Source organism: Shinella zoogloeoides, assembly GCF_022682305.1.
In the GTDB taxonomy this organism is placed as follows: Bacteria; Pseudomonadota; Alphaproteobacteria; order Rhizobiales; family Rhizobiaceae; genus Shinella; species Shinella zoogloeoides_B.
In genome coordinates this window covers 1,073,417-1,095,965 of the sequence record NZ_CP093528.1, presented here as the reverse complement: position 1 = coordinate 1,095,965, position 22,549 = coordinate 1,073,417, and the positions used below count along the sequence as shown (strand labels likewise).

Sequence of the window (22,549 nt, the reverse complement as noted above, 5' to 3'; positions counted from 1 at the left end):
CAACGCTTCGTTAAACATTGAATCAAATGCCAGCGCCGCCCATTAGGGTTCTGCAAGACTCTCCTGCTATTCCCGAGAGCGACAGTTATTTCGCATTGGGACATTCCAGGAATGGTGGACGCAGTATCGCTTTCGGGCAGCAGTTACCGGGCAGCATCGAACGCGCTTGAAAGGCGCGCGGTCATCCCGTCCGCCGAAAGCCGGCCCGCCGTCGAAGCGCTCGCCGCGCTCTCCCAGCCCCAGCCGGTCACGCATGTCGCCACGCCCTCCGATATAGCGGAGGAGATCGGCGATCTCAGCTTCCTTTATGCGCCGAACGGCCTGCCGGGCGTTGCCGCCCTGCCCTCCCAAGCCGTTTCCCCGACGCCGGCGGTCACGGATGCCCGCGTGGCGGCGGAACGCAGCCCGACGGCGCGCCTCGCCATCGAGAGCAACGACCTCAACACGCTGATGTCGTCGTTCCTCACCGCCCGCACGCCGAGCACCAACCCCGCGCCCTCGCCGGACGCGCCGGCACAGCAGACCGGCGCGCAGCTTGCCCAGGCCGCCCGCCAGTCGGTGATCGCGCAGATCTACAATCAGTTCTAGGAAAGACTGTCGAAGCCCTGCTTCGACCGACAAGAACGCGGCACGCCCATCGCGCGCCGCGTTTTTCGTTTCAGGCCTATCCGCGCTCGCGCAGCAAGCGGCCCTTCTGGCGGTTCCAGTCGCGTTCCTTCTCGGTCTCACGCTTGTCGTGCAGCTTCTTGCCCTTGGCGAGAGCCAGCTCGATCTTCGCGCGGCCAACGTCGTTGAAGTAGACCTTCAGCGGCACGAGCGTCATGCCTTCCCGGTTGATCGCAACGCGCAGGCGATGAATCTCGCGCTTGGAAAGCAGAAGCTTGCGGCGGCGGCGGGTCTCATGGTTGAAGCGGTTCGCCTGCAGGTATTCCGGCAGGTAGGAGTTGATCAGCCAGATTTCGCCGTCCTCGTCGGATGCGTAGGATTCCGCGATATTGGCCTTGCCCTCACGCAGCGACTTGACCTCCGTGCCGGTCAGCACCAGACCGGCCTCGTAGGTATCGATGATCTCGTAGTTGAAGCGGGCCTTGCGGTTCTCCGCCACAACCTTCTTGATCGTCGTGGGACGTGCCTTCGTCGCCATATCAGTTCAGCAGGCCGGCGTGGCGAAGCGCCGCGTCGATTGCCGCCTCCGTGGCCGGCTCAAGCGAGGAGAGCAGCGGCGAGCGAACGGTCCGGTTGAGGCCGCGGGTGCGGTTCAGCGCGTATTTCGCCCCGCAAACGCCCGGCTCCATGAAGATCGCCTTGTGCAGCGGCATCAGCTTGTCCTGGTATTCCAGGGCCTTGGCATAATCGCCGGCAAGCGTCGCCTTCTGGAAATCGGCGCACAGGCGCGGGGCGGCATTGGCGGTAACGGAGATGCAGCCGATGCCACCATGGGCGTTGAAGCCGAGCGCGGTCGCATCCTCGCCGGAAAGCTGGACGAAGTCCTTGCCGCAGGCGATGCGCTGTTCGGAAACGCGCTCGATCTTGCCCGTCGCATCCTTGACGCCCATGATGGACGGATGCGCCTTGTGCAGCGCGCCCATCGTCTCCGGCGTCATGTCGACCACGGAGCGGCCGGGGATGTTGTATATGACGATCGGCAGCTTCACGGCCTCGGCGATTGCCGCATAATGCGCGAAAAGCCCCTTCTGCGTCGGCTTGTTGTAATAGGGCGTCACGACGAGGATCGCATCCGCGCCCGCCTTTTCGGCGTGCTGGGCAAGGTCGATCGCTTCCTTCGTGTTGTTGGAGCCCGCGCCGGCGATGACGGGAACACGGCCGGCGGCAACCTCGATGCACAGCTCCACCACCCGTTTGTGCTCGTCATGCGACAGCGTCGGCGATTCGCCGGTGGTGCCGACCGGAACGAGGCCGTGGCTGCCTTCGCCGATCTGCCACTCCACATGCGCGGCGAAGGCTTCTTCGTCGACAGTGCTGGCATTCGTGAAGGGGGTGACGAGGGCGGGAATGGATCCCTTGAACATCGAGAACTCCTGAGGCCCGAGCAGCCGCGAGGCTTACATGCTTTGGCCGTATTCCGTGGTTAAAAAGCTGCCGCACAATAATCATGTGACCGTCATGCGGCAAGCGGCGCGGCAGGCGTTTTTCATGCATGAACAAGGCGGAAATGGCGCGGGCGAACGAATATTCGTCCTGTCCGGCCCGTCGCTTCGTCAGGGTCCGCCTTCACGGCTTCGTGACGGCCGCGGTTAAGGTTTCGTTAAGGCAACAAAGGGTTAATCATTGTCGGTATTCGGGCGGAAAGTGACGATCGGACGCGCCGCCCGCTGGCAGGTATCCGGGATGTAGCATGATCTTGCGAAACAGTTTCATCCTTTGCACCTTGCTGCTGGCCGGCGTGGCCGGCCTTGCCCTGCGCCCCTCCTCCGTCGAGGCGGAGAATGCCGCGACACCCGCGATGAAGCCGCTCGGCTTTGCCGCCGACATGCCGTCGAAGGATTTCATTACAAGCGCCATTCCGCGCGCGGACAGCATGCAGCCGGTGAGCGCGGACCTGCGCGACGGTCTCGACGCACTCTCCAACCGCGATGCAGCCTCCGCCATCGCCGCGCGCGACCGCCTGCCCGAGGGCAGCCTCGACCGCCATATCCTGACCTGGGCGATCGCCGTTTCGGGCCAGCGCGGGGTACCCTCCTGGGAAATCGCGAACGCCCAGCGCGAGCTGAAGGGCTGGCCGGGCCTCGCCGCGCTGCGCACCCATTCCGAACGGGCGCTCGCCCGGGAAAATCCACCCACGGCCGATGTGCTTGCCGCCTTCGGCACGACGCGGCCGGAGACGGCCGAGGGCGCCATCGTGCTCAGCCGCGCGCTGGTCGCGACGGGCAATCCGGCGCGCGCCACGGAGATCCTGCAATCCTTCTGGCAGAAGGAAACGCTCTCGCCCGATCTCGAAAGCCAGATTCTCGGCGAGTTCGGCACGCTGCTCACCGCCGCCGATCACAAGGCGCGCATGGACATGCTGCTCTACCGCGACCGCACGGAACAGGCGCAGCGTTTCGGCGATCTCGGCAAGGCGCAGTCGCTTTACCGCGCCTGGGCGGCTGTTCTCGGCAAGAGCAAGACGGCCGGCGACCTTATCAAGGCGGTGGATGCCCGCTGGCACCAGGACCCGGCCTATACCTATCTGCGCATCCGCAACCTTCGGAACAAGGAAGAGTATCGCGCGGCGGCAAAACTGTTCGACGCCATGCCGGAGGAGCCGGCTCGCCTCGTCAACCCCGGTGCCTGGTGGAACGAGCAGCGTATCGTCAGCCGCGGCCTTGCCGATCTCGGCGACTATCGCGACGCCTATCGCGTCGCCGCCCACCACGGCGCGGACGATCCGGCGGACATCGTGGAGGCGGAGTTCCATGCCGGCTGGTATGCGCTGCGCGATCTTGGCGAGGCGAAGACCGCCGCCAGGCACTTCCGGCGAATCCTGCAAGCCTCCGACCGCCCGCTCTCCGTTTCCCGCGCCTGGTACTGGCTCGGCCGCGCGGCCGAAAAGGGTGGCCCGGGCGAGGCGAAGGACTATTTCTCCAAGGCGGCCAATTTCCCGGGCACCTTCTACGGCCAGCTTGCCGGCGCGCGGCTTGGCCGCAAGACGCTGAACGTCTCATATCCGACGCCAACGGCCGAGGAACGGGCACGCTTCCACCAGCGCGAGGCGGTGCAGGCCATCGCCCGCCTGCAGGCCGCCGGTCACGGCTGGCGCGGCGACAGCCTCTACCGCGCGCTTGCCGGTGACCTGATGAGTCCCGGCGAGCTCGCCCTTCTCGCCGCACAGGCGGAGAAGGAAGGCAATCACCAGCTTTCCCTGCAGATCGGCAAGATCGCCTTCGGGCGCGGCATCGACGTGGCGGCGCTCGCCTTCCCCATCGGCGTCATCCCGGACGGCGCCAATATTTCCGGCTCCGGCAAGGCGCTCGCTTATGCCATCGCCCGGCAGGAAAGCGCCTTCAACCCCGCCGCAGTCTCGCCCGCCAATGCACGTGGCCTGCTCCAGCTTATGCCCGGCACTGCGGAAGGCGTGGCGAAGCGTTACGGCCTCGCCTATTCGAAGGAGCGGCTGACGACGGACGCGGCCTACAACGCCACGCTCGGCGCGCATTATCTCGGCGAGCAGATCAGCGATTTCGGCGGCTCCTACGTGCTCACCTTCATCGCCTATAATGCCGGCCCGCGCCGCGTCCCGCAGTGGATCGCCCGCTATGGCGACCCGCGCGGCAAGCCCATCGACGAGGTCGTCGACTGGGTCGAGCGCATCCCCTTCTCCGAGACCCGCGGCTATGTGCAGCGCGTCATGGAGAACTATCAGGTCTACAAGACCCGGCTCGGCCAGAAGGCCGATATCGTGCACGACTTGAGTGTGGGGCGGTAATCGCCGCCGGCAGCTTGAGCGGCTTGCCTCGCCCTCAAGGCCTCTCTAGTCTGGCCGCAAACCAGATACGGGCGCCGGCACATGACGCATTCCACCAGCCGTTTCATTTCCGCTCCGGATGGATTGCGGCTTCATGCGCGGGACTATGCACCGGCCGGCGGCGGAAGCGGCCGCCGTGCCGTCGTCTGCCTGCCGGGTCTCAGCCGGAACGGGCGGGACTTCCATCGCTTCGCCCTGCTGGTGTCGCAGGATCCCGTCTCCCCCCGCCGCGTCGTCAGCCTCGACTACCGCGGACGCGGCCTTTCCGCCGATGACGAGAACCCGGCCAACTACAATGTCCCCGTGGAATGCGGCGACGTCATCGCCGCCTGTTCGGCGCTCGGCATCGAGGAGGCCCTTTTCGTCGGCACATCGCGCGGCGGGCTGATCCTGCATGTCATGGCGGCCCTGCGGCCGGACCTCATCGCCGGCGCCGTGCTCAACGACATCGGCCCCGAGATCGAGGCCGCCGGCCTCAAGGAAATCCGCGACTATCTGGGGAAACGCTCCTTCCCGGCCACCCTCGCGGACGCCGCCGATGCGCTGGAGGCCATCCATGGCCCGACATTCCCCGCGCTGACGCGGGCCGACTGGCTCGAAATGGCCGAAGCCATCTATCGGGAGAAGGACGGCCGGCTCGCCGCCGACCATGATCCGAAGCTGGCCGATCAATTGCAGGCCATCGATTTCAGCAAGCCGCTACCGACGCTCTGGCCGCAATTCGAGCTTCTCGCCCTCAAGCCCCTGCTCGTGGTGCGCGGCGAGTATTCCCGGCTATTCTCGAAGGAGACGCTGGCGCGCATGGCGGCGCATGGTGCGAACGTGGAAACGACAACCGCCAAAGGCCAGGGTCACGCCCCGCTCCTTCACCATCCCGATCCGTTTTCCCGGATAAAGACCTTCCTGGACCGCCTCTAGCGGTTCATTCGACTTACAACGAACAAAAATGGGGATGAGACCGGCGCGCCCGGTTTTCTCCGGCCGGCCGTGATCCGTTCGCCAAAAATGAAAAACCCGCAGTCTCGAAGAGACTGCGGGTCAATCTTTAGCTTAACTTCAGATTAGAAGTTGCGCTGCAGGCGGAGGAAGCCGCGAACGAAGTCTTCGTCGTCTGCGCCGGAAACGTCAACGTTGTTGTAGTCAACCGTTGCAAGCAGGTCGAGACCTTCAACAACCTGGTAGCCAGCGGTCAGACCAACGCGCCACATGTCAGCATCGCTCTTGAAGCCGAGGTCGCCGAAGTACTGAGCGGCCGGGGTGATCGTCAGCTTTTCCGTTGCCTTGAAGGCGTAGGAAGCAGCAACGGTCCACTCGGAAGCAGCCCAGTAAACGTTCGGGTCGGAAGCCCAGATGCCAGCGAGCTGGAAGGTGCCCGGACCAACGTCAGCCGACAGGATAGCGCGGATTGCGCCTTCGTCAGCCCAACCGTCGTAACCGCCGAGAACGTCGAGGTTCACGCCACCGAGCGAGAAGCCAACCGTACCGGCAACGCCGAGGTCGTGGTGCGTGCCGAGAGCAAGGTTCTTCGGGTCCACGGCATTGCCCGAAAGTTCGTCGAGCGAGATGCCTGCACGCCAGGTGCCGCCATCGTAGGTGTAAGCGATGGAGTCGAAGTTGGTGACGTTGCCGAGCGAGTCGGTTTCGCCGTTGATGCCGCTATCCCACCAGCTGTAGAAACGACCGACCTTGAAGCCGCCGAGTTCGATGAAGGCTTCGTCGATGAAGAAGCTGTTGCCTTCACGAGCGTAGTAAGGCTGAACAACGCCATTAACGTTGGTAACGGAGACACCATGGCTGCCCGAGTTAGCTTCGATGTTGATGAAGCCACGGAGCGTGCCGAGTTCGGTGTCCGAACGGGCGTCGAAGTTGATGTCAACGCGCGTGTGAGCGTCCCAATCCGAAAGGTCGCTGTCCATACCCTGGAAGAATTCAGAGTATTCGTCACGACCGAACGAGGTCTGGAATCGAACGAAGCCGCCGATCTTGAGGCAGGTTTCGGTGCCCGGGATGTAGAAGAAGCCGGTGCCGAAGGCGTCGCAGACGCGAACGTATTCCATGGGTTCCGGTTCGGCAGCGACGATGGCGTCGGCGGCCTGTGCGCCGGAAACTGCTGCGAGAGCCGCAGCGGAGCCGATGAGAAGGCTCTTGATGTTCATTTCTGACCTCCAGTCAAAAAGTTTCAAACGGGTCTGGGTTTTTTGCTGAAGGACAGCGTTCCCTGCCCCATCCCCAAGTTCAGGAAGCGGACGATCAACCGCCCCTGCTTCCGAAGCTGAAAATACAAGACGCGCCCCGGTAAGCAATCTCCAAACTGAAACAGGACGGGATTTGTGGCAGCCTTCGCACAGCGCTGTTGCGCAAAGGACACAAAATGGCCGAGCGGATAGCTAAAAGTTTATAGATTCTTAACAAAAATCCTTATGAAGCGGGCACTTAGCAGTGCCGCGCCCCACATTCCCCCTGCCACAAACCCGGCAGGAACGGGGCAAAACCGGTTCTTCAAGAGGCAGAGTGGGCCTTTTTCCGGGCCGCAGCCGCATTCCTCTCTCTCATGAAATGGTGCCGGGCGCGAGAATCGCCGCCCTTGCCGGCCTGCGATTCGACACCGAGTCGCGGCCATGGCCTTGCGCCGAAAAGAGCATGCATCTCGAATCCCTGCCGTCGCCATATAGCGGCGGCCCGCAGCTTGCTTCCCTTCTTCCTGGGGAGGGAAAACTGCCATGCCACTCTGAGATGCTATTTTCCGGCATCGAAATCGCCCGCCGGATCTCACCTTATATATATAGAGTGTCCGCCAGAAGTTGATCTCCAGCGTGCCGAACGCACGCCCGGCCGTTTTTGACTGGAGGTCAGAAATGAACATCAAGAGCCTTCTCATCGGCTCCGCTGCGGCTCTCGCAGCAGTTTCCGGCGCACAGGCCGCCGACGCCATCGTCGCTGCCGAACCGGAACCCATGGAATACGTTCGCGTCTGCGACGCCTTCGGCACCGGCTTCTTCTACATCCCGGGCACCGAAACTTGCCTCAAGATCGGCGGCTTCGTTCGCTTCCAGACCTCGTTCGGTCGTGACGAAATCGGCACGCTCTTCCAGGGCAAGGACAACGATCGCTCGGACTGGGACGCTCACACCCTGGTTGATATCAACCTCGACGCCCGCAGCGACACCGAACTCGGCACGCTCCGTGGCTACGTGAACATCGAAGCTGCTTCCGGCAGCCATGGCATCGGCCTTACCGACTTTGAGGGCGAGTCGGTCGATCTCTACGGCAGCGAAAGCAACAGCTTCTTCATCGACGAAGCCTATATCGAACTCGGCGGCTTCAAGGTCGGTCGTTTCTACAGCTGGTGGGATAGCGGCATCAACGGCGAAACCGACTCGCTCGGCAACGTCACCAACTTCGACTCCATCGCTTACACCTACGATGGCGGCACCTGGCGTGCAGGCATCTCGCTCGACGAACTCTCGGGCAAGGCACACGACGCAGACGACGCAACGCTCGGCACGCATCATGACCTCGGCGTTGCCGGTACGGTTGGCTTCTCGCTCGGTGGCGTGAACCTCGACGTTCTCGGCGGTTACGACGGTTGGGCTGACGAAGGCGCAATCCGCGCTATCCTGTCGGCTGACGTTGGTCCGGGCACCCTCCAGCTCGCTGGCATCTGGGCTTCCGACCCGAACGACTACTGGACTGCTTCCGAGTGGACCGTTGCTGCTTCCTACGCCTTCAAGGCAACGGACAAGCTGACGTTCACCCCCGCCGTTCAGTACTTCGACAATCTGAACCCGAACGCCTTCTCCGCCACCAAGAGCCTGGGTCTTCCGGGCGGCTTCTACAGCGGCAGCGATATGTGGCGCGTTGGTCTGACCGTTGGCTACGAAGTCGTCAGCGGCCTGAATTTCCTCGGCACGGTTGACTACAACAACGTCTCTGTCGACGGTGAGTCTGAAGACTTCACCCGTGGCTTCCTCCGCCTGCAGCGCGACTTCTAAGCCAGTCTGGCTTCGCAAAAACGGGAACCCGGCTTTCAAGCCGGGTTTTCCATTTTCAACTCCCTCTTTATGGGGAGGGCATCCGCAGTACTTTCGCAACCCTCAGATGCAACCAATACGCGATCAATCTGCACGCAGAAGGGGTTGACATGGGGAAATCCATCCGATTGGCTGGGACGTACAGCCTCAAATACGATTTTCAGGACAATACGCGGCTGGGATCGGCCCGGCACACCCGCCTCCGCTCCCTTCTCGACCGTTACGCGGACATCCTCTGGGAACCGGGTTCCCACAAATACAATGTGACCTCTTTTATCGGCGAACTCGATGAGATCCTGCTCGGCGCGGAGTTTTCCGCCTTCACCGACGCGATGATGGACACGCTGGTCGCCGGGCTGCGCCAGCGCGGCAACAGCAATGCCACGATCAACAGGAAGATGGCCGCGCTGAGCAAGCTGCTGCGCAAGGCCTACAAGATGGGCGATATCCGCAGCCTGCCGGAATTCAAGCGCCTCAAGGAAAAGGCGGGGCGCATCCGCTTTCTCGAGCCTGAAGAGGAAGTGCGGCTTTTCGCGGCCATCTCGGAGAAATCCGATCTTTACGGCCGATTCTGCATCTTCCTCATCGATACCGGCGCACGGCTCGGCGAAGGCATCGGCCTTCGCTGGCAGGATATACAGGGCGAACGCGTCACCTTCTGGCTGACGAAGAGCGGCAGGAGTCGCTCCGTCCCTCTTACCGAACGGGCATCGGCCGCCGTCCGAGCTTGCGAGAGACGAAGGCGCGGACCGTTCGCGAACATCGTCCAGGCGCAGTTCCGGGCCGCCTGGAACGAGGCGAAGCAGGAGGTCGGGCTTGGGACGGAGCCGGACGTGGTTCCGCATATCCTACGCCACACCTGCGCCTCCCGGCTCGTCCAGGGCGGCATCGACATCCGGCGCGTCCAGACCTGGCTCGGCCACCAGACGCTGCAGATGACCATGCGCTATGCGCATCTGGCCTCCGGCGACCTCGATATCTGCGTGCCGATCCTCGAGCGAGCCGCCCGCGGCGCCACGAAGTAGCGTCTCCTTTCACCGGGAATCGCTCGGCACGAGAAGGCCCCATCATCCCGACCGGGAAATGAGGCAGGCCCGCACGGCCTCATTCGGCCTCCCCGGAGGGACCGCCGGCCGCCGGAGTGAGGCAAGAAAAAATCCCGCAGAAACCTCGCGAAAACGCGCTGGAAATCCGGCTTTCGCAAGCACCGCCTCCCCTTCCTGACATCCGGGGACAAGCTGTAAAATCTTCGCCGGAAAGTCGAAAAAAGCCTTGCAATCCCAGTCCATGCCGCATACTGAAACCGCGAGCGGAGAGGTGGCCGAGTGGTCGAAGGCGCTCCCCTGCTAAGGGCGGTTGCTGGCAGATTTTGCCTGCAAGTCACTGATTTCATTGATAAAATCAGCCTCTTCATTTTCCAATGCTTCCGTGTGCATGATTTGTGCACTTTTTTCGACGTTCTCGCCGAAGATGGCGTCCACGACGTCGTGGGCCGGATCGGCCTTTGCGTACGTATCCATCATCACTTTTGGACTGGCCCATCCACCTAAGCGTGCAGCGGTAACAGGGTCTATACCGCGTCGGACAACAAGCTCCGTGGCGAACGTGACGCGGCCAGCAGAGTGCGGCGGCGCATATGTGATGCCGGCATCGTCACACACGGACTTCCACCCATTATACACGGCGTGCCGGCTTGCGTAGCCGAAGAGGCCGTTCACCTTCTTCTTGTTCTGCCGGTTCCTTTTGGGGTCGACGGCCATCAGCGGCCGAAGCATTTCTGCGAGGACTGGAGAGATGCGCGTCAGGCGAGGCTTGGTCTTTGTCTTGGTGAGCATTACCGTCCGCGCCTCTAGGTCAACATCGTTCGCCGTGACGCGGCACGCCTCGCTGATGCGCGCCGCCGTCTCCCACATGAACCGGGCCATGGCCGTCATTCCTGGAGATTTTGACTTCTCGGCGAACTTGGCGTGCCACTCAGCATCAACGGCCTCTTTCTTTTTCGGGTCGACAGGGAATCGCTTGATCTTGATCTGCCGGCCGTCCTCGTCCTGATAGGCGAAATTCACTATCGCCTGCACGGGGGTCAGGACTTGCCTGTTTAATGTGGCTGGAGAGGCGGTTGGATACAGATCCTTCGCGTGTTGACGAACCCACTCCGGCTTTAGTCCGCGCAGCTTGCGCTTCCCCCACTTCTTGATGATGGGGCCAAGGAACCTGCCGTCCTTGCCTGCCGCCAGATAGGCGTATGCCGCATCCGCTATCGTCTTCTCTTCATCGAAGCCGCGCTGATCGGCCAGCCTTATTTGAGCGGCGCGCTCTTCAGCTAGCGCTTGAGCTTCCTTTTTCGAAGTAAGGCCAGTGCTTTCTCGGTGGTATCCGTCGGGGCGACTGACGCCGAAGTAGTAGACCTTCCCTCGTTTGAATAACTTCGCCATTTCGTTTTTTCCTCTTTGAGCAATTCCGGTATGTCGTCAATGGAGATGAGCATCGCTCTTCCTATCTTTCTTGAAACACCTACCCGTCTGGCTTTCTCCCAGACAGTGCGCGCCGACATACTAACACCACTCGCAGCGGTGATCCTCTCAGCAATGGCCTCTGGCGTCAGGAGCCGGTCGATGGCCGGTATGTTGTCGTTGTCGTGTTGCATCGCTCTCCTCTTATGGTGAACCCCATCGTTTGACTGGCGGGGCTTAGTGTTGCAGCAGCAGATAGCTACAGCGGCGGCGCGCTCACGCCGCCCTCCTGATAGCTTCCTCGACGCCGGCGTAGAGATCGACCATGCCGCCATCATTGACTATGACGCCATCCCAAGTGCCGCAGCCCTTTTCCGATTCGTGCCCGCCGGAAATGCCGCCCCTGCCCTCCAGTTTGATGATGACGCCGCCCAGGGCGCGCACTGCGGCCGCCTCGTTGGGGAAGCGAAGGTCGTCTACGACTACGCGGCCACCATTATCGACGATCTGAAGCGCGGCGTGCTCAAACAAGAACACCCAGAACCCCTCCCCGATGCAATTGCGCCCCCACTCATGGCCGAGGGTTTGCATCGCGTGCCGCGGCGTCTTCCCTTGCAGCAACCGCGTCGGCTTCTCCTTGTCCGTGCCCTCGATCTGATTGTCTGTGAGGCCTGCCGCCTTCAGCATCGCTTTCAAAGGGCCTGCGAACTTCACGCGCTCATAGCCGTGGTGACGGATCAGGTAGTCGGCTGCCGTGGATTTTCCGCTGCCGGCCGCGCCGGTGAGCGCAACGACGCGGGGGTAGTTGTCGTTGGCGGCGTGGGGCCTGTGATCGCGCTGGTAGGCAGACGCGCTGTCTTCAGTACCCCACTTCCCGATCGCCGCGCCGAGGGCGGCAAGCTGTGGTTCGTGGGTCATGGCTTTTCCTCCTCTGTGCGGAAGGCGACGATCTCGCCTGAAAATGGGGTGGTCATTGTAATACCGGCCTCCGTCTTGAATTGCTCCAGCTTATGTTTGGCGAACCAGACGATTAGGGCGTACGGCAGGTATCTGCACCATCGGTTCACACATTCTCCTCCTCTTTCACTGGCGCCCTACGGCGCGGTTCCTCTGGCGCAGGCGCCAACGGTTGCCCCGGCACAAGCAACGCCCTGAGCGAACCCAGGCGGTCGGCCACAAGCGGGCGGAAGCGACGGGCATGGAATGGTGGATCCACGTCGCCGTATTCACCGCAGACGCCGCGATCGATCTCGACGAGCCGCAGGCCGATGTATTCCCCATCGACATAGTTCTTCCACGGCAGAACCTCGCGGACGGTGTAGACCTCGCCCTCTCGGATCTGCTGGTCGATGGAGACATGGGCGAAGGTAGCATTGATGCAGGCCACTTTCTGGCCGACGTAGAATTGGTGGGTCATGCCGCCACCCTCCCCACTTCACTAGCCACCAGCCAGGCCGGTGACACGTGCAGAATGGGCCGCCCGGTCCGCACGAACTCCTCAATCTCGTATTGCAGACCGACCGATTCCTGCCATCCGTCCATGGTGAGGACGATCAGGCCGGACGCCCCGTCAATGAGCGGCTGGCATTGCGCCTTCCAGAAGTCCCATTCGAGCGGCAGGCCATGAGCCGCGACCGCATGGCCGTGCGCAATCGGCGAGTAGATAACCAGGCCGCGCCGCATCAGAGATGCCGCAGCATCCGCAACAACGCGGGCCGCCGCATCGTGGCCGGCCTCGTACTTGCTGTAGGGCGAGCCGAGGTAGATATAGCCATTGGTTGCGGCCATGAGGGCGAGACCGGGCGGCAGACGATCCTCCGGCGTCATCTCCATGTGCGGGTTGTCGCCGTGGAAATGTCCGCTGTCCGTGGACGGGGGACGTCTCAGCCCGACGTAGATGCCGCGGTCGAATTCAGGCTGCGGAAGCATCGGCCGCATGTTGCCGGCCGAGTCCACGCTCATGCCAGCCGCCACATGCGTTGCCGGCACATTATCATTCGCCGGCCGATACTTCTCGAGCGGGCCGAAGGTGGTGGTGGCAAGTTCGTTATAAGGTTTTTGCGACTCCGGTATAGCCATCACGCGGTCTCCTTCTGCAGTTCCTGGATGGACGGCCCCTTGATCTCGATCGTCGAAACAGGTCCACCCGGAACGTCATCGTCGAAGACGCCGACAACCAGCCGCCCCGTCCACCATGCGAGGGTGTCGAAATCCGAGCGGTCGGCGTTCAGAACCGGGCCGTCCTCGTATTGCTCGTGGCCGTGAACGACGTGCTTCCCGCGATAGCCGTGCGGGTAGTCGCGGCCATAGAGGTGCCATTGCAGGACTTTTGAGGGCGTATCGGCGAGGTCGAGCGTCTCGTCAACGCCGGCATGGACGAACACGCGGTGCGCATCCTCGTAGTAGAGCGGCAGGTCACGGATCCACTGAAGATGCTCTTTCGGAACAAGCTTCAGCGCCTCGCGCGCGTCTCCGCCGTTCTCGGCTCCGTAGGAAATCAGAGTCGCGCCGCCGCCATTTGGAAGCCACCAGTGCAGGACGCCCATGCAGCCGGCCAGCATGATTTCCTCGTGGTTGCCTTGAAGGCATACCCACTTCCAGCGGGGCGTCTGCGGTCCGGCCATGAGGGTTTCGATTACCTGCCGACTGGCTGGGCCGCGATCGACATAGTCGCCCGTGAAGACGACCGTGCCGCCGCTGTGGCTGGATTGCTCGATGCGTTCGATGGCCATGAGCAGCAGGTCGTGCCGTCCGTGCAGGTCGGCGATGATGAAGGTTTTGGCCATCAAAACGCCTTCCCGCCGGCAGCCTTGCGGGCTTCCAGCTTGTGATCTTCGCGGGTCGCATTGAAAGCCATCTTCTCGACGATCGCGCCGCCAAGGTCGCAGCCGAGATAGGTGGCCAGATCGCCAATGCGGATCATGGCGTCGGCGAGTTCGACTTCCACAGCGCGTCGATGCGGCAGCTTGTCGTCAGGCAAGTCCTTCCGGTAGCCTTCCATGGCCTCGCTGATCTCGCTGTGAATCAGGCAGAGCATTTCCGGCACGTTTCGCTCAAGCGCCAGGCCCGTCGTCGGGTTCGTGTACCAGCCGGCCTTGCGGCTTGCTGCATGGCAGTCGGCCGCAAACAGATTGATGGCGGCGGCGTGGTTCGGGGTGTTGTCGTTGGCGATTCTGAAAACAGGCATCATGTGATTCTCTCCTCTTGGTGGTAGCCAGCCGGTTGGTAGCCGGCGGGGTGGTGGCTTGAAAAAAGCGGGGCACGCGCTTCATGGATGGGTTGCGATGCTGCGTTGGCGCGCCCCTAACGGTGACTATGCCGCTGCCCTCACCGGAACGTTGTCGTTGGCCGCCGCATACCGCCCCATCACGCGCGCTGCCGACAGAATGACGCGTCCATCTTCGCCGAAATCTTTGTGGTACGTGATGACCTTGGCCGATCGACCAGATAGCCAGTTGGAACCGTAGGCGTCTGGAGCCGCGAGCGTTTCGTGTTGCTCGACCTTCATCAGGTCGGTCGTCTTGAGCTCGTCAGAATGCCTGTGTCCGGTATGGGCGTAACTCAGGCTCGTTCGGCCATAGACCTTGCGAAACTTGCCGACGAGGATGGAGTCGACGTTCTTGACGCCACGGCGATGACCGTGATGATAGAACAGCGAAACATTGCCATGCTCAATCACGGAATAGGTGCCTGGGTTGGTGTCGACGGTGACGCGCGGCTCGTCGTCATAGAAAGCGGCAAGCATTTCGCGCAGCCAGACCTCACCTGCCGGATCATGGTTGGCATCGCACATGATCACGTCCAGATGCTCGTGCTTCTCCAGAAGCATACGGATGACCTTGCGGACGATCCGGATAGCGGCGCGCACCATCTTTGGGTAGCGCGAGTCGCTGTCCAGCAGATGGCCATGTTCAGGCGTGATGCTCTTGAACGAATCGTAGTGGAGGAAATCCCCGAGCTGAGCGAAAACCGCCCGCTTAGCCGGCGGAGACTGGGCGATCGCGGCTGCAAACCAGTCGATGATCAGTTGTTCACCAATTCGAAGGTCGTAGTCACCCGCGCGCGTCTCCTCGTTCCATGCGAGTGCCCCGAGGTGGTGATCGGTGATCGTGTACTGGTTGAGGAGATCGTCGATTGTGTGCGCGGGCGCAGCTACCGGCTCGGCGCGAGGAATCTCATCTTTCAGCGCCTCAATGGCGGCCCGCATAGCGGCCTGTTGCGCCGCTTCGTCGCTCCGCGTCTTGATCCACTTAGCAACTTCCCGCCCATCCGAATCCACGAGGGCCGACACGCCTTTCACAACCTGACCAACGGGGAGTTCGAACACCTCACCCGGCGCCTTAGTCTGCTTTACCCAAGCGTCGCCCTGCTTGCTCGCGACGCTCTTGATGGCAAAGCCCGGCATCGTCTCCGCCGGACCAAGCAGCCCCCGCTCCGCCGCCCGCTTGAGGCGGTTCTGCAAGCTGGATCTGGCAAGGCCAAGGGCGGATGCCGCAGCAATTTGGTTGCCGTGCGCCTGCATGGCGGCAACGGCGTCGGCAAGCTGTTCATCGGTCAGGGGTGGTGTGGTCATGTGGTTCCTCATTGGTTGGCGGGCTGGGAAGCGGTATCCAGTGGGTGGGCCACCAAGTGCAGGGTAGGTAGTCATGTTCGTCAAAATCAGAACACTCCCACTCACCCTCAATCATGCAGGTGACGCTCGCCGTTCCACTCGAACCGGCCACCGCGCCGAGTATTTCAGTGCCATCCCTCGGCGCGCTCTCTATCGTCCGCCATTCCGCTACCGGCGCCATATCCAGGCCGAAGCCGAACTTCCGCAGCACGGCCAGCGCGTCGTTCAAGCCGTCCGTATAGCCTTCGTCGTAGTCGTCCATGATCGTTGCGCCGCCTAGCGCCTCGATCTCGCGGTACATTGCGGAAAGGTTCATAAGTCAGACACCTCCGGATACCAGAACCACCATGCGAAGAAGATCAGCGCAGCCATGGCGACTGTCAGCCCGCCGCAGAGCCAGATGGTTTGCGCAACCATGACTGACCGCTCGGGCTCAGTAAGGATCAAGGCGCTCATAGCAGCGGCACCTCCGCGCTCTTCGATGGGTTGCGGCCTTCCGCCTCTTCTTCGGCGAAGCCCGGCGAGCCGTCCTCGCCTTGCGTCATGACGACAGTGCCCTCGCCGTCAGCCGTACCGTCCTGCGCCTGTTGGAGTTGCTGTGCCGTCTGCTCGGTGTACGGCAGGACGAACAGGCGGGGCTCCGGGCCGTCCAGCATCACATAGATGGCCTTCCCGACATCGATGCGGGCGCCGAGGACGGTCTGCGGACCTGAAGGCAGCCACGACGACGGATAGCTTAGCGCAGCGACAGGGATTGCGATGGTGGCCGCTGCGACGATTGCGAAGGCGATGGCCTGGCGGCGATTGGGGTTGACGGCTGCGACGACGCCGATGGCGATGACGGTGGCCAGCCAGAGGAGGAGGGCGTGGGTCATAGATCAACGACCTCATGGCCAAGGTGAGCAAGAATGCGCCGATACACGTCTTCTCGATCGTAGCTTGCGCCGCCGAAGCATGAGGCATGGGGCTCTAGGTTAAGAGCCGAAGCCCCGTCGATGGAAACCCATGCACCTTCCGCGTAGGACGGGCCGCAGGTCTCGCAGTCTTCGCTACTAGACGTCAGCCACTCGATTTCAATCTTAGCCATCACTTCGCTCCTCTTATCTCTCTGAAAACATGGCTTGCCGACCCCGGCACGACCTTGCCTGCCCGCATGACGAACCGCAGCGCGGTCTTCTCCTGCTTGTCGCTGACCAGCGTCACAACGCCGGACCAGATCAACTCGCCAGTAGCCAGCCGCACTTCCGTGGCCACAGGAACCGGCACCTTTCCGGCGCAGCCGTAGCAACGGAGATTGACGATGTACTCGCCGTCGGGGAGGCCGCGTGAAATGGCGTGCTCGTAGTTAAGCGGCGTGCCGTCATTCGCGTCGCCCAGGTCATCGCGCAGAAGCGACCACGTTTTGCCCGACTTGTTCGAATACCCCACGGCCGGCTCGCGCCCGTGTCGCACCCATAGATCCACGTCAATCTTGCCAGATGGCCATGTCGCCGAGACGATCATGTTGCCCGGCGGGTCGATCCGCGGATCAGTCGGCGGGTTGACCTGTGCAATCAGCGCGACGATGAAGAAAATGAGGACGCCGAGGAAGTTGAAGAGCGCGTCGAGTTTCAGCATCACTCTGCCGCCTTGACCGTGACGACACTAGTCACATTGGGCGGCGCACCCTTACCCGCACCCACCACCTTGCTCACCGACCAAAGCCACAACATCGCAATCGCCCCGGTGATCGTCGAGCAGAACGCCGTGGACATTCCGCCGAACAGCGCGTTGCCAGCCGCAATCACGCCTTCCGTGGATTGCAGGGCGCTCACGTCCACGCCAGCCAGCCCGATCGTGATGCCGATCAGCGTCCCGACGAAGCCAAGCGTTTCACAGAGCCATGCGGCCGGCAGGATGTGTTCGGTGCGCCAGCCAGCCGCAATGACGCTGCAGGCCAGGATGGCGGCAATCACGTAAGACACATAGGAGCCGTCGCCGTTGAAGACGAAGGCTGTGTAGCCGAGGATAGTGGCCGCCAGCAGCGCCGCAAGCCAGCAGACGTTCAGGATGATGAGGCGGGCGGTCATACAGCGCCACCTTTCGCTGGTTCCGCATCCAACTTCGCGATCATCTCGCAGACCAGCGTAGACGGCACAACGAACCCGAAGCCGACGAGCGACGGCACGTAGACGCCATCGCGACCGGGCACTTGCAGCGGCGCCAGCATCACGGCGGAGACGATGCCAATCACCTTGCTGTCCGCCCACACACCACTCCCCGATTGCCCCATGACGGTCGTCATGTCGGTGACGTAGACTAGGCGGCTAGTCGCAACGGGTCTCGCCGCCCCCGCGATGCGCCCATAGGCCGAGACAAATTCCTGCCCCAGCGGATTGCCAATGGCGACGATCGGCGTCCCGACGGGCACGGCTGCGCAAGACAGATTGGCCGGCAGAAGCCGCATGCTGGTCTGAAGGATTGCAAGGTCGGTCTTTTCGTCGATTGCCACGACGCTTGCAGAGGAGATGCGCCCATCGCTTGATTTCAGCGAGACGACCTTGGCGCCGACCACGACGTGCGCCGCAGTGACGATGCGCCCCTGCCCTATGTAGACGGCCGAACCGAGACCGTTGGGGCGCTTGATCAGCAGCGCCGCGTCTTCCGTCACCGCTTCGCGGTACGCAGACCGCTCGACCATGACGGTCTGTGCGGCCGGCATGATCGGGAACATGTACGCCGCAGCGGTAGGCGTGAACAGTACGACCGCAACCGCCAGCGCAGTAACGGCAAGCAATGATATGCGTCTGAACAGACTCATCGATGCCTCCTCTATTTGTGGTAAGGGCCGCTTGGTAGGCGGCGCCGCTTGGCGGCAATGACCGCAAAGATTGGCGGTGGTAGCGCCAATTTCTCAACACTAGTTCATTTTTACAATTTTGTCAAGCGGCAAAAACAAAAATAGCCCCCTCCACCGTTAGGCAGAGGGGGCTCTAATCAAGATGCTCGTCGCGTTGGTCGCGGAGGATTCTCATACATTCTGTCGAGCCGTTCGTGTAGGCCGTCGATTCGGTTGCCGACCCCCTCAATCGATCGGAGGATCTGCGCCGTTTGCTCCTGCATGCCCTGCTTCGTGGCGAACACCTCGGAGCAATGCAGACGATGTTCCGCAAGCTCCTGCCGCGTCAAGGAAGCCAGCGCGTTGGCCGACGCGGCCACTGCCGCGACCTCCGTCTTCGCCTTCTCCACCCCGCCCTCGATGCGCCACCAGATGCCCCAGAGCGTGCCGGAAACCATCACGAAGAAGCCGACGCCGCCGACAAGTTGCGCCCATAGTTCTGCTGTCACTTCCTGCCCCCAATCGCTTTCGCAATGAGTTGGGCACCGGCAACACCACCGCCCACATAGAAGATGTTCGCGAACACAATGTCCGCATATTCCTTGAGTTGCGGCGGAAGCGCCGCAACGTCCGGAAGCGTACCGTTGAACAGCGAGTCCGTCATGCCCCAGCCGAACCACGCCGCGGTCGGCACGGCTGCAATGAGCCAGGGAATCCAGAACGCCTTGTGCTGCATGCCTTCGCGCACAACCGCCGCGTTGTTCGCCTGCGCCGCCATCTGGGCTTCGATGGCCTTGATGGACACGTCCGCCTTGATGCGCTCGCCGTCATTGGCGGCGTTTAGCTTGAGCTCGTAGGCTCGCGTGAGCGCGGTGGCGAGATCGCCGCCGAGCCATTTCAGGATAAGCTGGATCACGTTGCCCATCCCTTGCGCTTGGCCCACCGCCACCATGCAACCGGGATCGATGCGATCGCCGCGCTGATACCAGCCTCGATGGAGGCGGCCACGGCGGGGTCGGTGGTGAGGAGTTCCTTCACCTCGTCACCGATGTAGCCGGAGCCATACAGCCAGCCGGCGACCACGTATAGAAGAATGCGAAGCCATACGGTCATTTCGAGCGTCCCGGAAAGAGTGCGATGATGAGCGCCGCAAGCACCTCTAGCCAGCCAGCTTTTTTGGTCGGCGTGGCGCTGGGCGGCATTTCCGGCTTCGGCGCGGGGGATCCAGCCGCGTTGACTGCGGCAAGGAAGTGCTGGAAGTAACCCGCGATCGTCTCGGCCTTGTCCAGCACATTCACGGTGCGCCGCGCCTGCACGACGTCGCCGTTGTCCAGATAGAAGCGCAGGCCCTTCTTGGCACCGTTCCAGCGGCCATCGAGCAGCCCTTTGATAAGGACGCGCGCCGAAACCACTGGGTCGAGCATCTTGTCAGGCTCCTTGACAAGGTCGACGCCGGCATCCGCGCTGGACTTCTGGTAGTTGTCAAGCCACGTAAGCTGCACCTGCCCGCGCCCGTAATAGACGTGGTTGTACGGCCCGGTCGGCTTGGCGTATTTCGCCACGGCGCTTTTCGGCCCACGCTTTGCTGCGAGCTTATTGACGGCGGCTCGGGCGCTGGCATCGCTGGATGCGAACCCCTCGCGAACTGGCACCATGCGCCCGCCGGTCTCGTGGTAGGCCGTGGCGAGCGCATATGCCAGTGTGTCCGGCTTGCCGTCACCGTGAGTCATGAAGGCATCGAGAATGCCCTCGATGCCAGACACCTGCGCCTGCGTCACTCCACCCTTAAAAAGCGTCGTGCGCAGCGAAGCGTAAAGCTTGCTACGTTCCATTGTGAGTTCCTTTGTGGATTTTGTGCCGCGCGCCAAGCCCTAGACAACCCTGCATCGTAGTGCGAGGATGGCGCGCCTAGAGGGAGGGCGTGATGATGATGGGCGAAGCGCAGATTTCACATGACAGGTACAGGCTTCACCAAAACGGAAGCCATGCCGTGATCGTCCGCATCGATCCACCGGGATCGGGCATCACCATCCGCGGCACGCTTGCGAACGGTGAGCCTGTAGAAGTCAAGATTAGCGGCAGCAGTCCGCAGGCTGTTTTTCTTCCGATATCGGGGGAAGAGATAACAGTTCAGCGATGGCCGGATCTAAAGGCATACAGCATCCAACAAGTTCAACGATCGATTGACCTGGTGCCAATTCGATAGGAAACGTCGGGTCATCCGGATTGCACACGACCCAATGGCCGGTTCTCGTCTGTTCGTTGCTCATCATCAAATCCCCGCCTTCTCTAGCGCTTCTTTCTGTTTTCGCGGTCACTCCGCGTCTCCTTAGTTCGCGTCCGTCAGCCCGTTGCGCTGGTACTTCGACCAGCCGTCCGGGGTCGCTGGCGTGCCGGCTGGCGAGTCCTTCGCGACGGTCCCGGTGTCGCCAACGGTCTTTCCGTCGCCGCTTGTCGCGCCGTCTTTTGCTGGAGCCTTGCCGCCTTTGCCTGACTTGCCATCGTACAGCTTGGCGCTGATCGCGGTCGTATAGCCGCCCGACTTGTCGTACTTGTGGGTCGCCGTGTCGATGACATACGGCACGCCGTCCAGACCGGGGCGCACGCCGCTGAACAGCAGCGCAGAACCGGCGGTTATTGAGGTGTCGCCGATGACGGTCACGGATGCGGAGCCCTCGCCGCGCTTGAGCTCCCGCGCCTTCGCCTGAGCAGCCTTGTCGGCCTCCTCCAGCGATGAATACGGTTCGGGAATGCGGTAGACGCTGTCGCCGTCCTCGTCGCCGTCCGCCTCGATCTCGACGCGCTCGGCTTTGTCTTTGTCTTGGTGGTAGGCGACGACCTTGCTGTATTTCGTGCGGTCATTGGCCTCGAACGAGCACGAACCCTGCACCACCATGTTGGGCGTGACGATGACCGTGCCGGCGAACGTGCCGGTGGCCGAAACCCCAGAGCCCCGCTTAGCGAAGACCATCTTGCCGTCTTTGATGGCGAACAGCGCATTATGCCGCCGCTCGAGGCGCCGCATGAATTCAAGGTTGGATTCGTCCTGCTGGCCGATCCACTCGTATTCGAAGTCTCCGATGTCAGAATCCACCGACGCGGACAGCCCGCTTTCGCCAGCGATCTCGGACACCACGTCCTTGAGCTTCTTCTTGTCCCAGTGCCGCTCCTGCTTCTCCTTAAGCTTGCCGTTTCGCAGGTCGGCGGACTTGCCACCGATCGTCATGGAGTACGGCAGGCATTTCGGCGTCACCTTGTCGACCGTGAAGCGGCCAAGAGACCGGGTCGTGCCGTAGCCAATCCGAATATCGACGATCGCACCTTTGCGCGGAATGGCGAGGAACTGCGGCGGGCCGTCGTTCAACTCCATGTCGAACGTGTCGGCCTTCACGCCCTCCTTGTCTGTGACGCTGACGGATATCAGCCGCTCATAGAAGGCGCCGGCAACAGGCTGGCCGTCGATCGTAATTTCGATTTTGGGCTTCATTGGTTACTCCCACAAGCTGACGAGTGGGCGAGCAACCGGCCGCGTGTCGATGTCCGGCATAACCAAGACAGTCCCGATCGGCAAAACCGCCCCAAGTGCAGCGATGCCGGGGTTTGCATCCAGAACCGCCTCAGTCACGTCTCGAGTGCGTCCGTAAAAGTCCTGGCAAGCGAGATCGACCGTCTGCCCTTGTTTCGTCGTGTAGATCGATGGCATCAGATCACCCGAAAAGATTGAGGATCGGCGAGAACAGGCCGCCACCAGCAACAGACTGGCCGTAGCGCTTCAGCGTGATCGAGTAGCTGTTCTTTCGCGCCGCGCCGGCCGCGTTGTGATAGCTGCGGTCCTCGTCGACGCCGTGCACCGTGAACATGCCGTGGATCACGCCCTCGTAGTCGTCGCCGGAGACAAGCATCATGGGCGTACCGGCCTGCGCTGCGGCTATGATGCCGTCGAGCGACGCCTGCCCGCCGTATTCCTGCGGAAACAGCACGCCCTTAATGGTGACTTCTTCCGACGTCGGCCCGGTCCACTGCTGCTGGTCCATCGTCTGCGCGACCTTGATCTCAGCCCACGGCGTCTGCACCTTGCGCTGCACGCCTTCGTAGCCAAGCCTGTCGCGCGCCTCGAAGGCAAAGCCTCCGAGCATCATAGAAACGGTCATGGGGGTTCCATATGGATGC

General features: G+C 62.2%; 30 protein-coding genes, 1 tRNA gene and 1 pseudogene. 7 read left to right on the top strand and 25 right to left on the bottom strand.

Annotated elements, in window-relative coordinates; all coding sequences use genetic code 11:
* Positions 1-111: 111 nt before the first annotated feature.
* On the top strand, positions 112-588 hold the full coding sequence (locus MOE34_RS05650) for a hypothetical protein (RefSeq protein WP_242221783.1): 477 nt from the start codon (positions 112-114) through the stop codon (positions 586-588).
* Between the two features lie 76 nt (positions 589-664).
* On the opposite strand, the gene smpB is transcribed toward MOE34_RS05650, so the two are convergent.
* Together smpB and dapA are read right to left on the bottom strand one after the other, a co-directional pair.
* Positions 665-1,144, bottom strand: a complete 480-nt coding sequence (gene smpB / locus MOE34_RS05645; RefSeq protein ID WP_242221781.1) for an SsrA-binding protein SmpB — start codon at positions 1,142-1,144, stop codon at positions 665-667.
* A 1-nt stretch (position 1,145) separates the two neighbouring features.
* Positions 1,146-2,030 (bottom strand): 4-hydroxy-tetrahydrodipicolinate synthase, encoded by an 885-nt coding sequence (dapA, locus tag MOE34_RS05640; RefSeq protein ID WP_242221779.1) that lies wholly within the window; start codon positions 2,028-2,030, stop codon positions 1,146-1,148.
* Between the two features lie 326 nt (positions 2,031-2,356).
* On the opposite strand from dapA, the gene MOE34_RS05635 reads away from it, so the two are divergent.
* Together MOE34_RS05635 and MOE34_RS05630 are read left to right on the top strand one after the other, a co-directional pair.
* Positions 2,357-4,426 (top strand): lytic transglycosylase domain-containing protein, encoded by a 2,070-nt coding sequence (locus MOE34_RS05635; RefSeq protein WP_242221776.1) that lies wholly within the window; start codon positions 2,357-2,359, stop codon positions 4,424-4,426.
* A gap of 81 nt (positions 4,427-4,507) precedes the next feature.
* Positions 4,508-5,383 carry an alpha/beta fold hydrolase gene (locus MOE34_RS05630; RefSeq protein WP_242221774.1) on the top strand — a complete coding sequence of 292 codons (876 nt, stop codon included), beginning with the start codon at positions 4,508-4,510 and terminating at the stop codon, positions 5,381-5,383.
* Between the two features lie 143 nt (positions 5,384-5,526).
* On the opposite strand, the gene MOE34_RS05625 is transcribed toward MOE34_RS05630, so the two are convergent.
* Positions 5,527-6,621, bottom strand: a complete 1,095-nt coding sequence (locus MOE34_RS05625) for a porin (protein WP_242221773.1) — start codon at positions 6,619-6,621, stop codon at positions 5,527-5,529.
* Between the two features lie 699 nt (positions 6,622-7,320).
* Here MOE34_RS05625 and MOE34_RS05620 point away from each other — a divergent pair.
* The 3 genes from MOE34_RS05620 to MOE34_RS05610 all read left to right on the top strand — a co-directional run bounded on the left by MOE34_RS05620 (position 7,321) and on the right by MOE34_RS05610 (position 9,909).
* Positions 7,321-8,457, top strand: coding sequence for a porin (locus MOE34_RS05620; RefSeq protein ID WP_242221771.1), 1,137 nt, complete (start codon positions 7,321-7,323; stop codon positions 8,455-8,457).
* A gap of 149 nt (positions 8,458-8,606) precedes the next feature.
* On the top strand, positions 8,607-9,521 hold the full coding sequence (locus MOE34_RS05615; protein WP_242221769.1) for a tyrosine-type recombinase/integrase: 915 nt from the start codon (positions 8,607-8,609) through the stop codon (positions 9,519-9,521).
* Positions 9,522-9,807: 286 nt separating this feature from the next.
* Positions 9,808-9,909: transfer RNA gene (locus MOE34_RS05610), tRNA-Ser, on the top strand.
* Positions 9,910-10,049: 140 nt separating this feature from the next.
* Here MOE34_RS05610 and MOE34_RS25570 read toward each other — a convergent pair.
* The 19 genes and pseudogenes from MOE34_RS25570 to MOE34_RS05520 all read right to left on the bottom strand — a co-directional run.
* A pseudogene (locus MOE34_RS25570) lies at positions 10,050-10,409 on the bottom strand (tyrosine-type recombinase/integrase); the annotation flags it as partial.
* 410 nt (positions 10,410-10,819) lie between these two features.
* Complete coding sequence (locus MOE34_RS05605; RefSeq protein ID WP_242221767.1) at positions 10,820-11,143, bottom strand: hypothetical protein; 324 nt, start codon at positions 11,141-11,143, stop codon at positions 10,820-10,822.
* A gap of 82 nt (positions 11,144-11,225) precedes the next feature.
* The gene (locus MOE34_RS05600; protein WP_242221765.1) at positions 11,226-11,867 is read right to left on the bottom strand and encodes a deoxynucleotide monophosphate kinase; all 642 of its coding nucleotides are present in this window, start codon (positions 11,865-11,867) and stop codon (positions 11,226-11,228) included.
* Between the two features lie 145 nt (positions 11,868-12,012).
* Positions 12,013-12,366: a CAP-Gly domain protein gene (locus MOE34_RS05595; protein ID WP_242221763.1), complete on the bottom strand. Its 354-nt coding sequence runs from the start codon at positions 12,364-12,366 to the stop codon at positions 12,013-12,015.
* The gene (locus MOE34_RS05590; protein ID WP_242221762.1) at positions 12,363-13,028 is read right to left on the bottom strand and encodes a DUF1937 family protein; all 666 of its coding nucleotides are present in this window, start codon (positions 13,026-13,028) and stop codon (positions 12,363-12,365) included. The genes MOE34_RS05595 and MOE34_RS05590 overlap by 4 nt, the downstream gene beginning before the upstream one ends.
* The gene (locus MOE34_RS05585; RefSeq protein ID WP_242221761.1) at positions 13,028-13,735 is read right to left on the bottom strand and encodes a metallophosphoesterase; all 708 of its coding nucleotides are present in this window, start codon (positions 13,733-13,735) and stop codon (positions 13,028-13,030) included. Before MOE34_RS05585 ends, MOE34_RS05590 begins: the two co-directional genes overlap by 1 nt.
* Positions 13,735-14,139, bottom strand: coding sequence for a hypothetical protein (locus MOE34_RS05580; RefSeq protein WP_242221760.1), 405 nt, complete (start codon positions 14,137-14,139; stop codon positions 13,735-13,737). The genes MOE34_RS05585 and MOE34_RS05580 overlap by 1 nt, the downstream gene beginning before the upstream one ends.
* Positions 14,140-14,262: 123 nt before the next feature.
* Positions 14,263-15,522 carry an oxidoreductase gene (locus MOE34_RS05575; RefSeq protein WP_242221758.1) on the bottom strand — a complete coding sequence of 420 codons (1,260 nt, stop codon included), beginning with the start codon at positions 15,520-15,522 and terminating at the stop codon, positions 14,263-14,265.
* A complete protein-coding gene (locus MOE34_RS05570) occupies positions 15,497-15,877 on the bottom strand; it encodes a hypothetical protein (protein WP_242221757.1) in 381 nt (126 codons plus the stop codon). The genes MOE34_RS05575 and MOE34_RS05570 overlap by 26 nt, the downstream gene beginning before the upstream one ends.
* A complete protein-coding gene (locus tag MOE34_RS05565; protein WP_242221756.1) occupies positions 15,874-16,017 on the bottom strand; it encodes a hypothetical protein in 144 nt (47 codons plus the stop codon). The genes MOE34_RS05570 and MOE34_RS05565 overlap by 4 nt, the downstream gene beginning before the upstream one ends.
* Positions 16,014-16,436, bottom strand: a complete 423-nt coding sequence (locus tag MOE34_RS05560; protein WP_242221754.1) for a hypothetical protein — start codon at positions 16,434-16,436, stop codon at positions 16,014-16,016. Before MOE34_RS05560 ends, MOE34_RS05565 begins: the two co-directional genes overlap by 4 nt.
* Positions 16,433-16,648: a hypothetical protein gene (locus MOE34_RS05555; protein ID WP_242221752.1), complete on the bottom strand. Its 216-nt coding sequence runs from the start codon at positions 16,646-16,648 to the stop codon at positions 16,433-16,435. Before MOE34_RS05555 ends, MOE34_RS05560 begins: the two co-directional genes overlap by 4 nt.
* Complete coding sequence (locus MOE34_RS05550) at positions 16,648-17,178, bottom strand: hypothetical protein (protein WP_242221750.1); 531 nt, start codon at positions 17,176-17,178, stop codon at positions 16,648-16,650. Before MOE34_RS05550 ends, MOE34_RS05555 begins: the two co-directional genes overlap by 1 nt.
* Positions 17,178-17,630 carry a hypothetical protein gene (locus MOE34_RS05545; RefSeq protein WP_242221748.1) on the bottom strand — a complete coding sequence of 151 codons (453 nt, stop codon included), beginning with the start codon at positions 17,628-17,630 and terminating at the stop codon, positions 17,178-17,180. The genes MOE34_RS05550 and MOE34_RS05545 overlap by 1 nt, the downstream gene beginning before the upstream one ends.
* The gene (locus MOE34_RS05540) at positions 17,627-18,361 is read right to left on the bottom strand and encodes a S1 family peptidase (protein WP_242221746.1); all 735 of its coding nucleotides are present in this window, start codon (positions 18,359-18,361) and stop codon (positions 17,627-17,629) included. Before MOE34_RS05540 ends, MOE34_RS05545 begins: the two co-directional genes overlap by 4 nt.
* Before the next feature lie 176 nt (positions 18,362-18,537).
* A complete protein-coding gene (locus tag MOE34_RS05535; protein ID WP_242221745.1) occupies positions 18,538-18,888 on the bottom strand; it encodes a hypothetical protein in 351 nt (116 codons plus the stop codon).
* Positions 18,885-19,295: a hypothetical protein gene (locus MOE34_RS05530; RefSeq protein ID WP_242221743.1), complete on the bottom strand. Its 411-nt coding sequence runs from the start codon at positions 19,293-19,295 to the stop codon at positions 18,885-18,887. The genes MOE34_RS05535 and MOE34_RS05530 overlap by 4 nt, the downstream gene beginning before the upstream one ends.
* The gene (locus MOE34_RS05525) at positions 19,292-19,492 is read right to left on the bottom strand and encodes a hypothetical protein (RefSeq protein WP_242221741.1); all 201 of its coding nucleotides are present in this window, start codon (positions 19,490-19,492) and stop codon (positions 19,292-19,294) included. Before MOE34_RS05525 ends, MOE34_RS05530 begins: the two co-directional genes overlap by 4 nt.
* The gene (locus MOE34_RS05520) at positions 19,489-20,211 is read right to left on the bottom strand and encodes a glycoside hydrolase family 19 protein (protein WP_242221740.1); all 723 of its coding nucleotides are present in this window, start codon (positions 20,209-20,211) and stop codon (positions 19,489-19,491) included. Before MOE34_RS05520 ends, MOE34_RS05525 begins: the two co-directional genes overlap by 4 nt.
* Before the next feature lie 92 nt (positions 20,212-20,303).
* Here MOE34_RS05520 and MOE34_RS05515 point away from each other — a divergent pair, with 92 nt between their 5' ends.
* Complete coding sequence (locus MOE34_RS05515) at positions 20,304-20,585, top strand: hypothetical protein (RefSeq protein WP_242221738.1); 282 nt, start codon at positions 20,304-20,306, stop codon at positions 20,583-20,585.
* Between the two features lie 123 nt (positions 20,586-20,708).
* On the opposite strand, the gene MOE34_RS05510 is transcribed toward MOE34_RS05515, so the two are convergent.
* From MOE34_RS05510 to MOE34_RS05500, 3 genes are read right to left on the bottom strand one after another with little or no spacing between them, the layout of a single operon-like run.
* On the bottom strand, positions 20,709-21,866 hold the full coding sequence (locus MOE34_RS05510) for a phage late control D family protein (RefSeq protein ID WP_242221736.1): 1,158 nt from the start codon (positions 21,864-21,866) through the stop codon (positions 20,709-20,711).
* 3 nt (positions 21,867-21,869) lie between these two features.
* Complete coding sequence (locus MOE34_RS05505) at positions 21,870-22,082, bottom strand: tail protein X (RefSeq protein WP_242221734.1); 213 nt, start codon at positions 22,080-22,082, stop codon at positions 21,870-21,872.
* A gap of 4 nt (positions 22,083-22,086) precedes the next feature.
* Positions 22,087-22,530: a phage tail protein gene (locus tag MOE34_RS05500; protein WP_242221732.1), complete on the bottom strand. Its 444-nt coding sequence runs from the start codon at positions 22,528-22,530 to the stop codon at positions 22,087-22,089.
* Positions 22,531-22,549: the final 19 nt, after the last annotated feature.

Coding starts and splice junctions, on each gene's coding strand:
- MOE34_RS05650 (WP_242221783.1), top strand. CDS start 112: ATGGTGGACGCAGTATCGCTTTCGGGCAGCAGTTACCGGGCAGCATCG.
- smpB (WP_242221781.1), bottom strand. CDS start 1,144: ATGGCGACGAAGGCACGTCCCACGACGATCAAGAAGGTTGTGGCGGAG.
- dapA (WP_242221779.1), bottom strand. CDS start 2,030: ATGTTCAAGGGATCCATTCCCGCCCTCGTCACCCCCTTCACGAATGCC.
- MOE34_RS05635 (WP_242221776.1), top strand. CDS start 2,357: ATGATCTTGCGAAACAGTTTCATCCTTTGCACCTTGCTGCTGGCCGGC.
- MOE34_RS05630 (WP_242221774.1), top strand. CDS start 4,508: ATGACGCATTCCACCAGCCGTTTCATTTCCGCTCCGGATGGATTGCGG.
- MOE34_RS05625 (WP_242221773.1), bottom strand. CDS start 6,621: ATGAACATCAAGAGCCTTCTCATCGGCTCCGCTGCGGCTCTCGCAGCA.
- MOE34_RS05620 (WP_242221771.1), top strand. CDS start 7,321: ATGAACATCAAGAGCCTTCTCATCGGCTCCGCTGCGGCTCTCGCAGCA.
- MOE34_RS05615 (WP_242221769.1), top strand. CDS start 8,607: ATGGGGAAATCCATCCGATTGGCTGGGACGTACAGCCTCAAATACGAT.
- MOE34_RS05605 (WP_242221767.1), bottom strand. CDS start 11,143: ATGCAACACGACAACGACAACATACCGGCCATCGACCGGCTCCTGACG.
- MOE34_RS05600 (WP_242221765.1), bottom strand. CDS start 11,867: ATGACCCACGAACCACAGCTTGCCGCCCTCGGCGCGGCGATCGGGAAG.
- MOE34_RS05595 (WP_242221763.1), bottom strand. CDS start 12,366: ATGACCCACCAATTCTACGTCGGCCAGAAAGTGGCCTGCATCAATGCT.
- MOE34_RS05590 (WP_242221762.1), bottom strand. CDS start 13,028: ATGGCTATACCGGAGTCGCAAAAACCTTATAACGAACTTGCCACCACC.
- MOE34_RS05585 (WP_242221761.1), bottom strand. CDS start 13,735: ATGGCCAAAACCTTCATCATCGCCGACCTGCACGGACGGCACGACCTG.
- MOE34_RS05580 (WP_242221760.1), bottom strand. CDS start 14,139: ATGATGCCTGTTTTCAGAATCGCCAACGACAACACCCCGAACCACGCC.
- MOE34_RS05575 (WP_242221758.1), bottom strand. CDS start 15,522: ATGACCACACCACCCCTGACCGATGAACAGCTTGCCGACGCCGTTGCC.
- MOE34_RS05570 (WP_242221757.1), bottom strand. CDS start 15,877: ATGAACCTTTCCGCAATGTACCGCGAGATCGAGGCGCTAGGCGGCGCA.
- MOE34_RS05565 (WP_242221756.1), bottom strand. CDS start 16,017: ATGAGCGCCTTGATCCTTACTGAGCCCGAGCGGTCAGTCATGGTTGCG.
- MOE34_RS05560 (WP_242221754.1), bottom strand. CDS start 16,436: ATGACCCACGCCCTCCTCCTCTGGCTGGCCACCGTCATCGCCATCGGC.
- MOE34_RS05555 (WP_242221752.1), bottom strand. CDS start 16,648: ATGGCTAAGATTGAAATCGAGTGGCTGACGTCTAGTAGCGAAGACTGC.
- MOE34_RS05550 (WP_242221750.1), bottom strand. CDS start 17,178: ATGCTGAAACTCGACGCGCTCTTCAACTTCCTCGGCGTCCTCATTTTC.
- MOE34_RS05545 (WP_242221748.1), bottom strand. CDS start 17,630: ATGACCGCCCGCCTCATCATCCTGAACGTCTGCTGGCTTGCGGCGCTG.
- MOE34_RS05540 (WP_242221746.1), bottom strand. CDS start 18,361: ATGAGTCTGTTCAGACGCATATCATTGCTTGCCGTTACTGCGCTGGCG.
- MOE34_RS05525 (WP_242221741.1), bottom strand. CDS start 19,492: ATGACCGTATGGCTTCGCATTCTTCTATACGTGGTCGCCGGCTGGCTG.
- MOE34_RS05520 (WP_242221740.1), bottom strand. CDS start 20,211: ATGGAACGTAGCAAGCTTTACGCTTCGCTGCGCACGACGCTTTTTAAG.
- MOE34_RS05515 (WP_242221738.1), top strand. CDS start 20,304: ATGATGATGGGCGAAGCGCAGATTTCACATGACAGGTACAGGCTTCAC.
- MOE34_RS05510 (WP_242221736.1), bottom strand. CDS start 21,866: ATGAAGCCCAAAATCGAAATTACGATCGACGGCCAGCCTGTTGCCGGC.
- MOE34_RS05505 (WP_242221734.1), bottom strand. CDS start 22,082: ATGCCATCGATCTACACGACGAAACAAGGGCAGACGGTCGATCTCGCT.
- MOE34_RS05500 (WP_242221732.1), bottom strand. CDS start 22,530: ATGACCGTTTCTATGATGCTCGGAGGCTTTGCCTTCGAGGCGCGCGAC.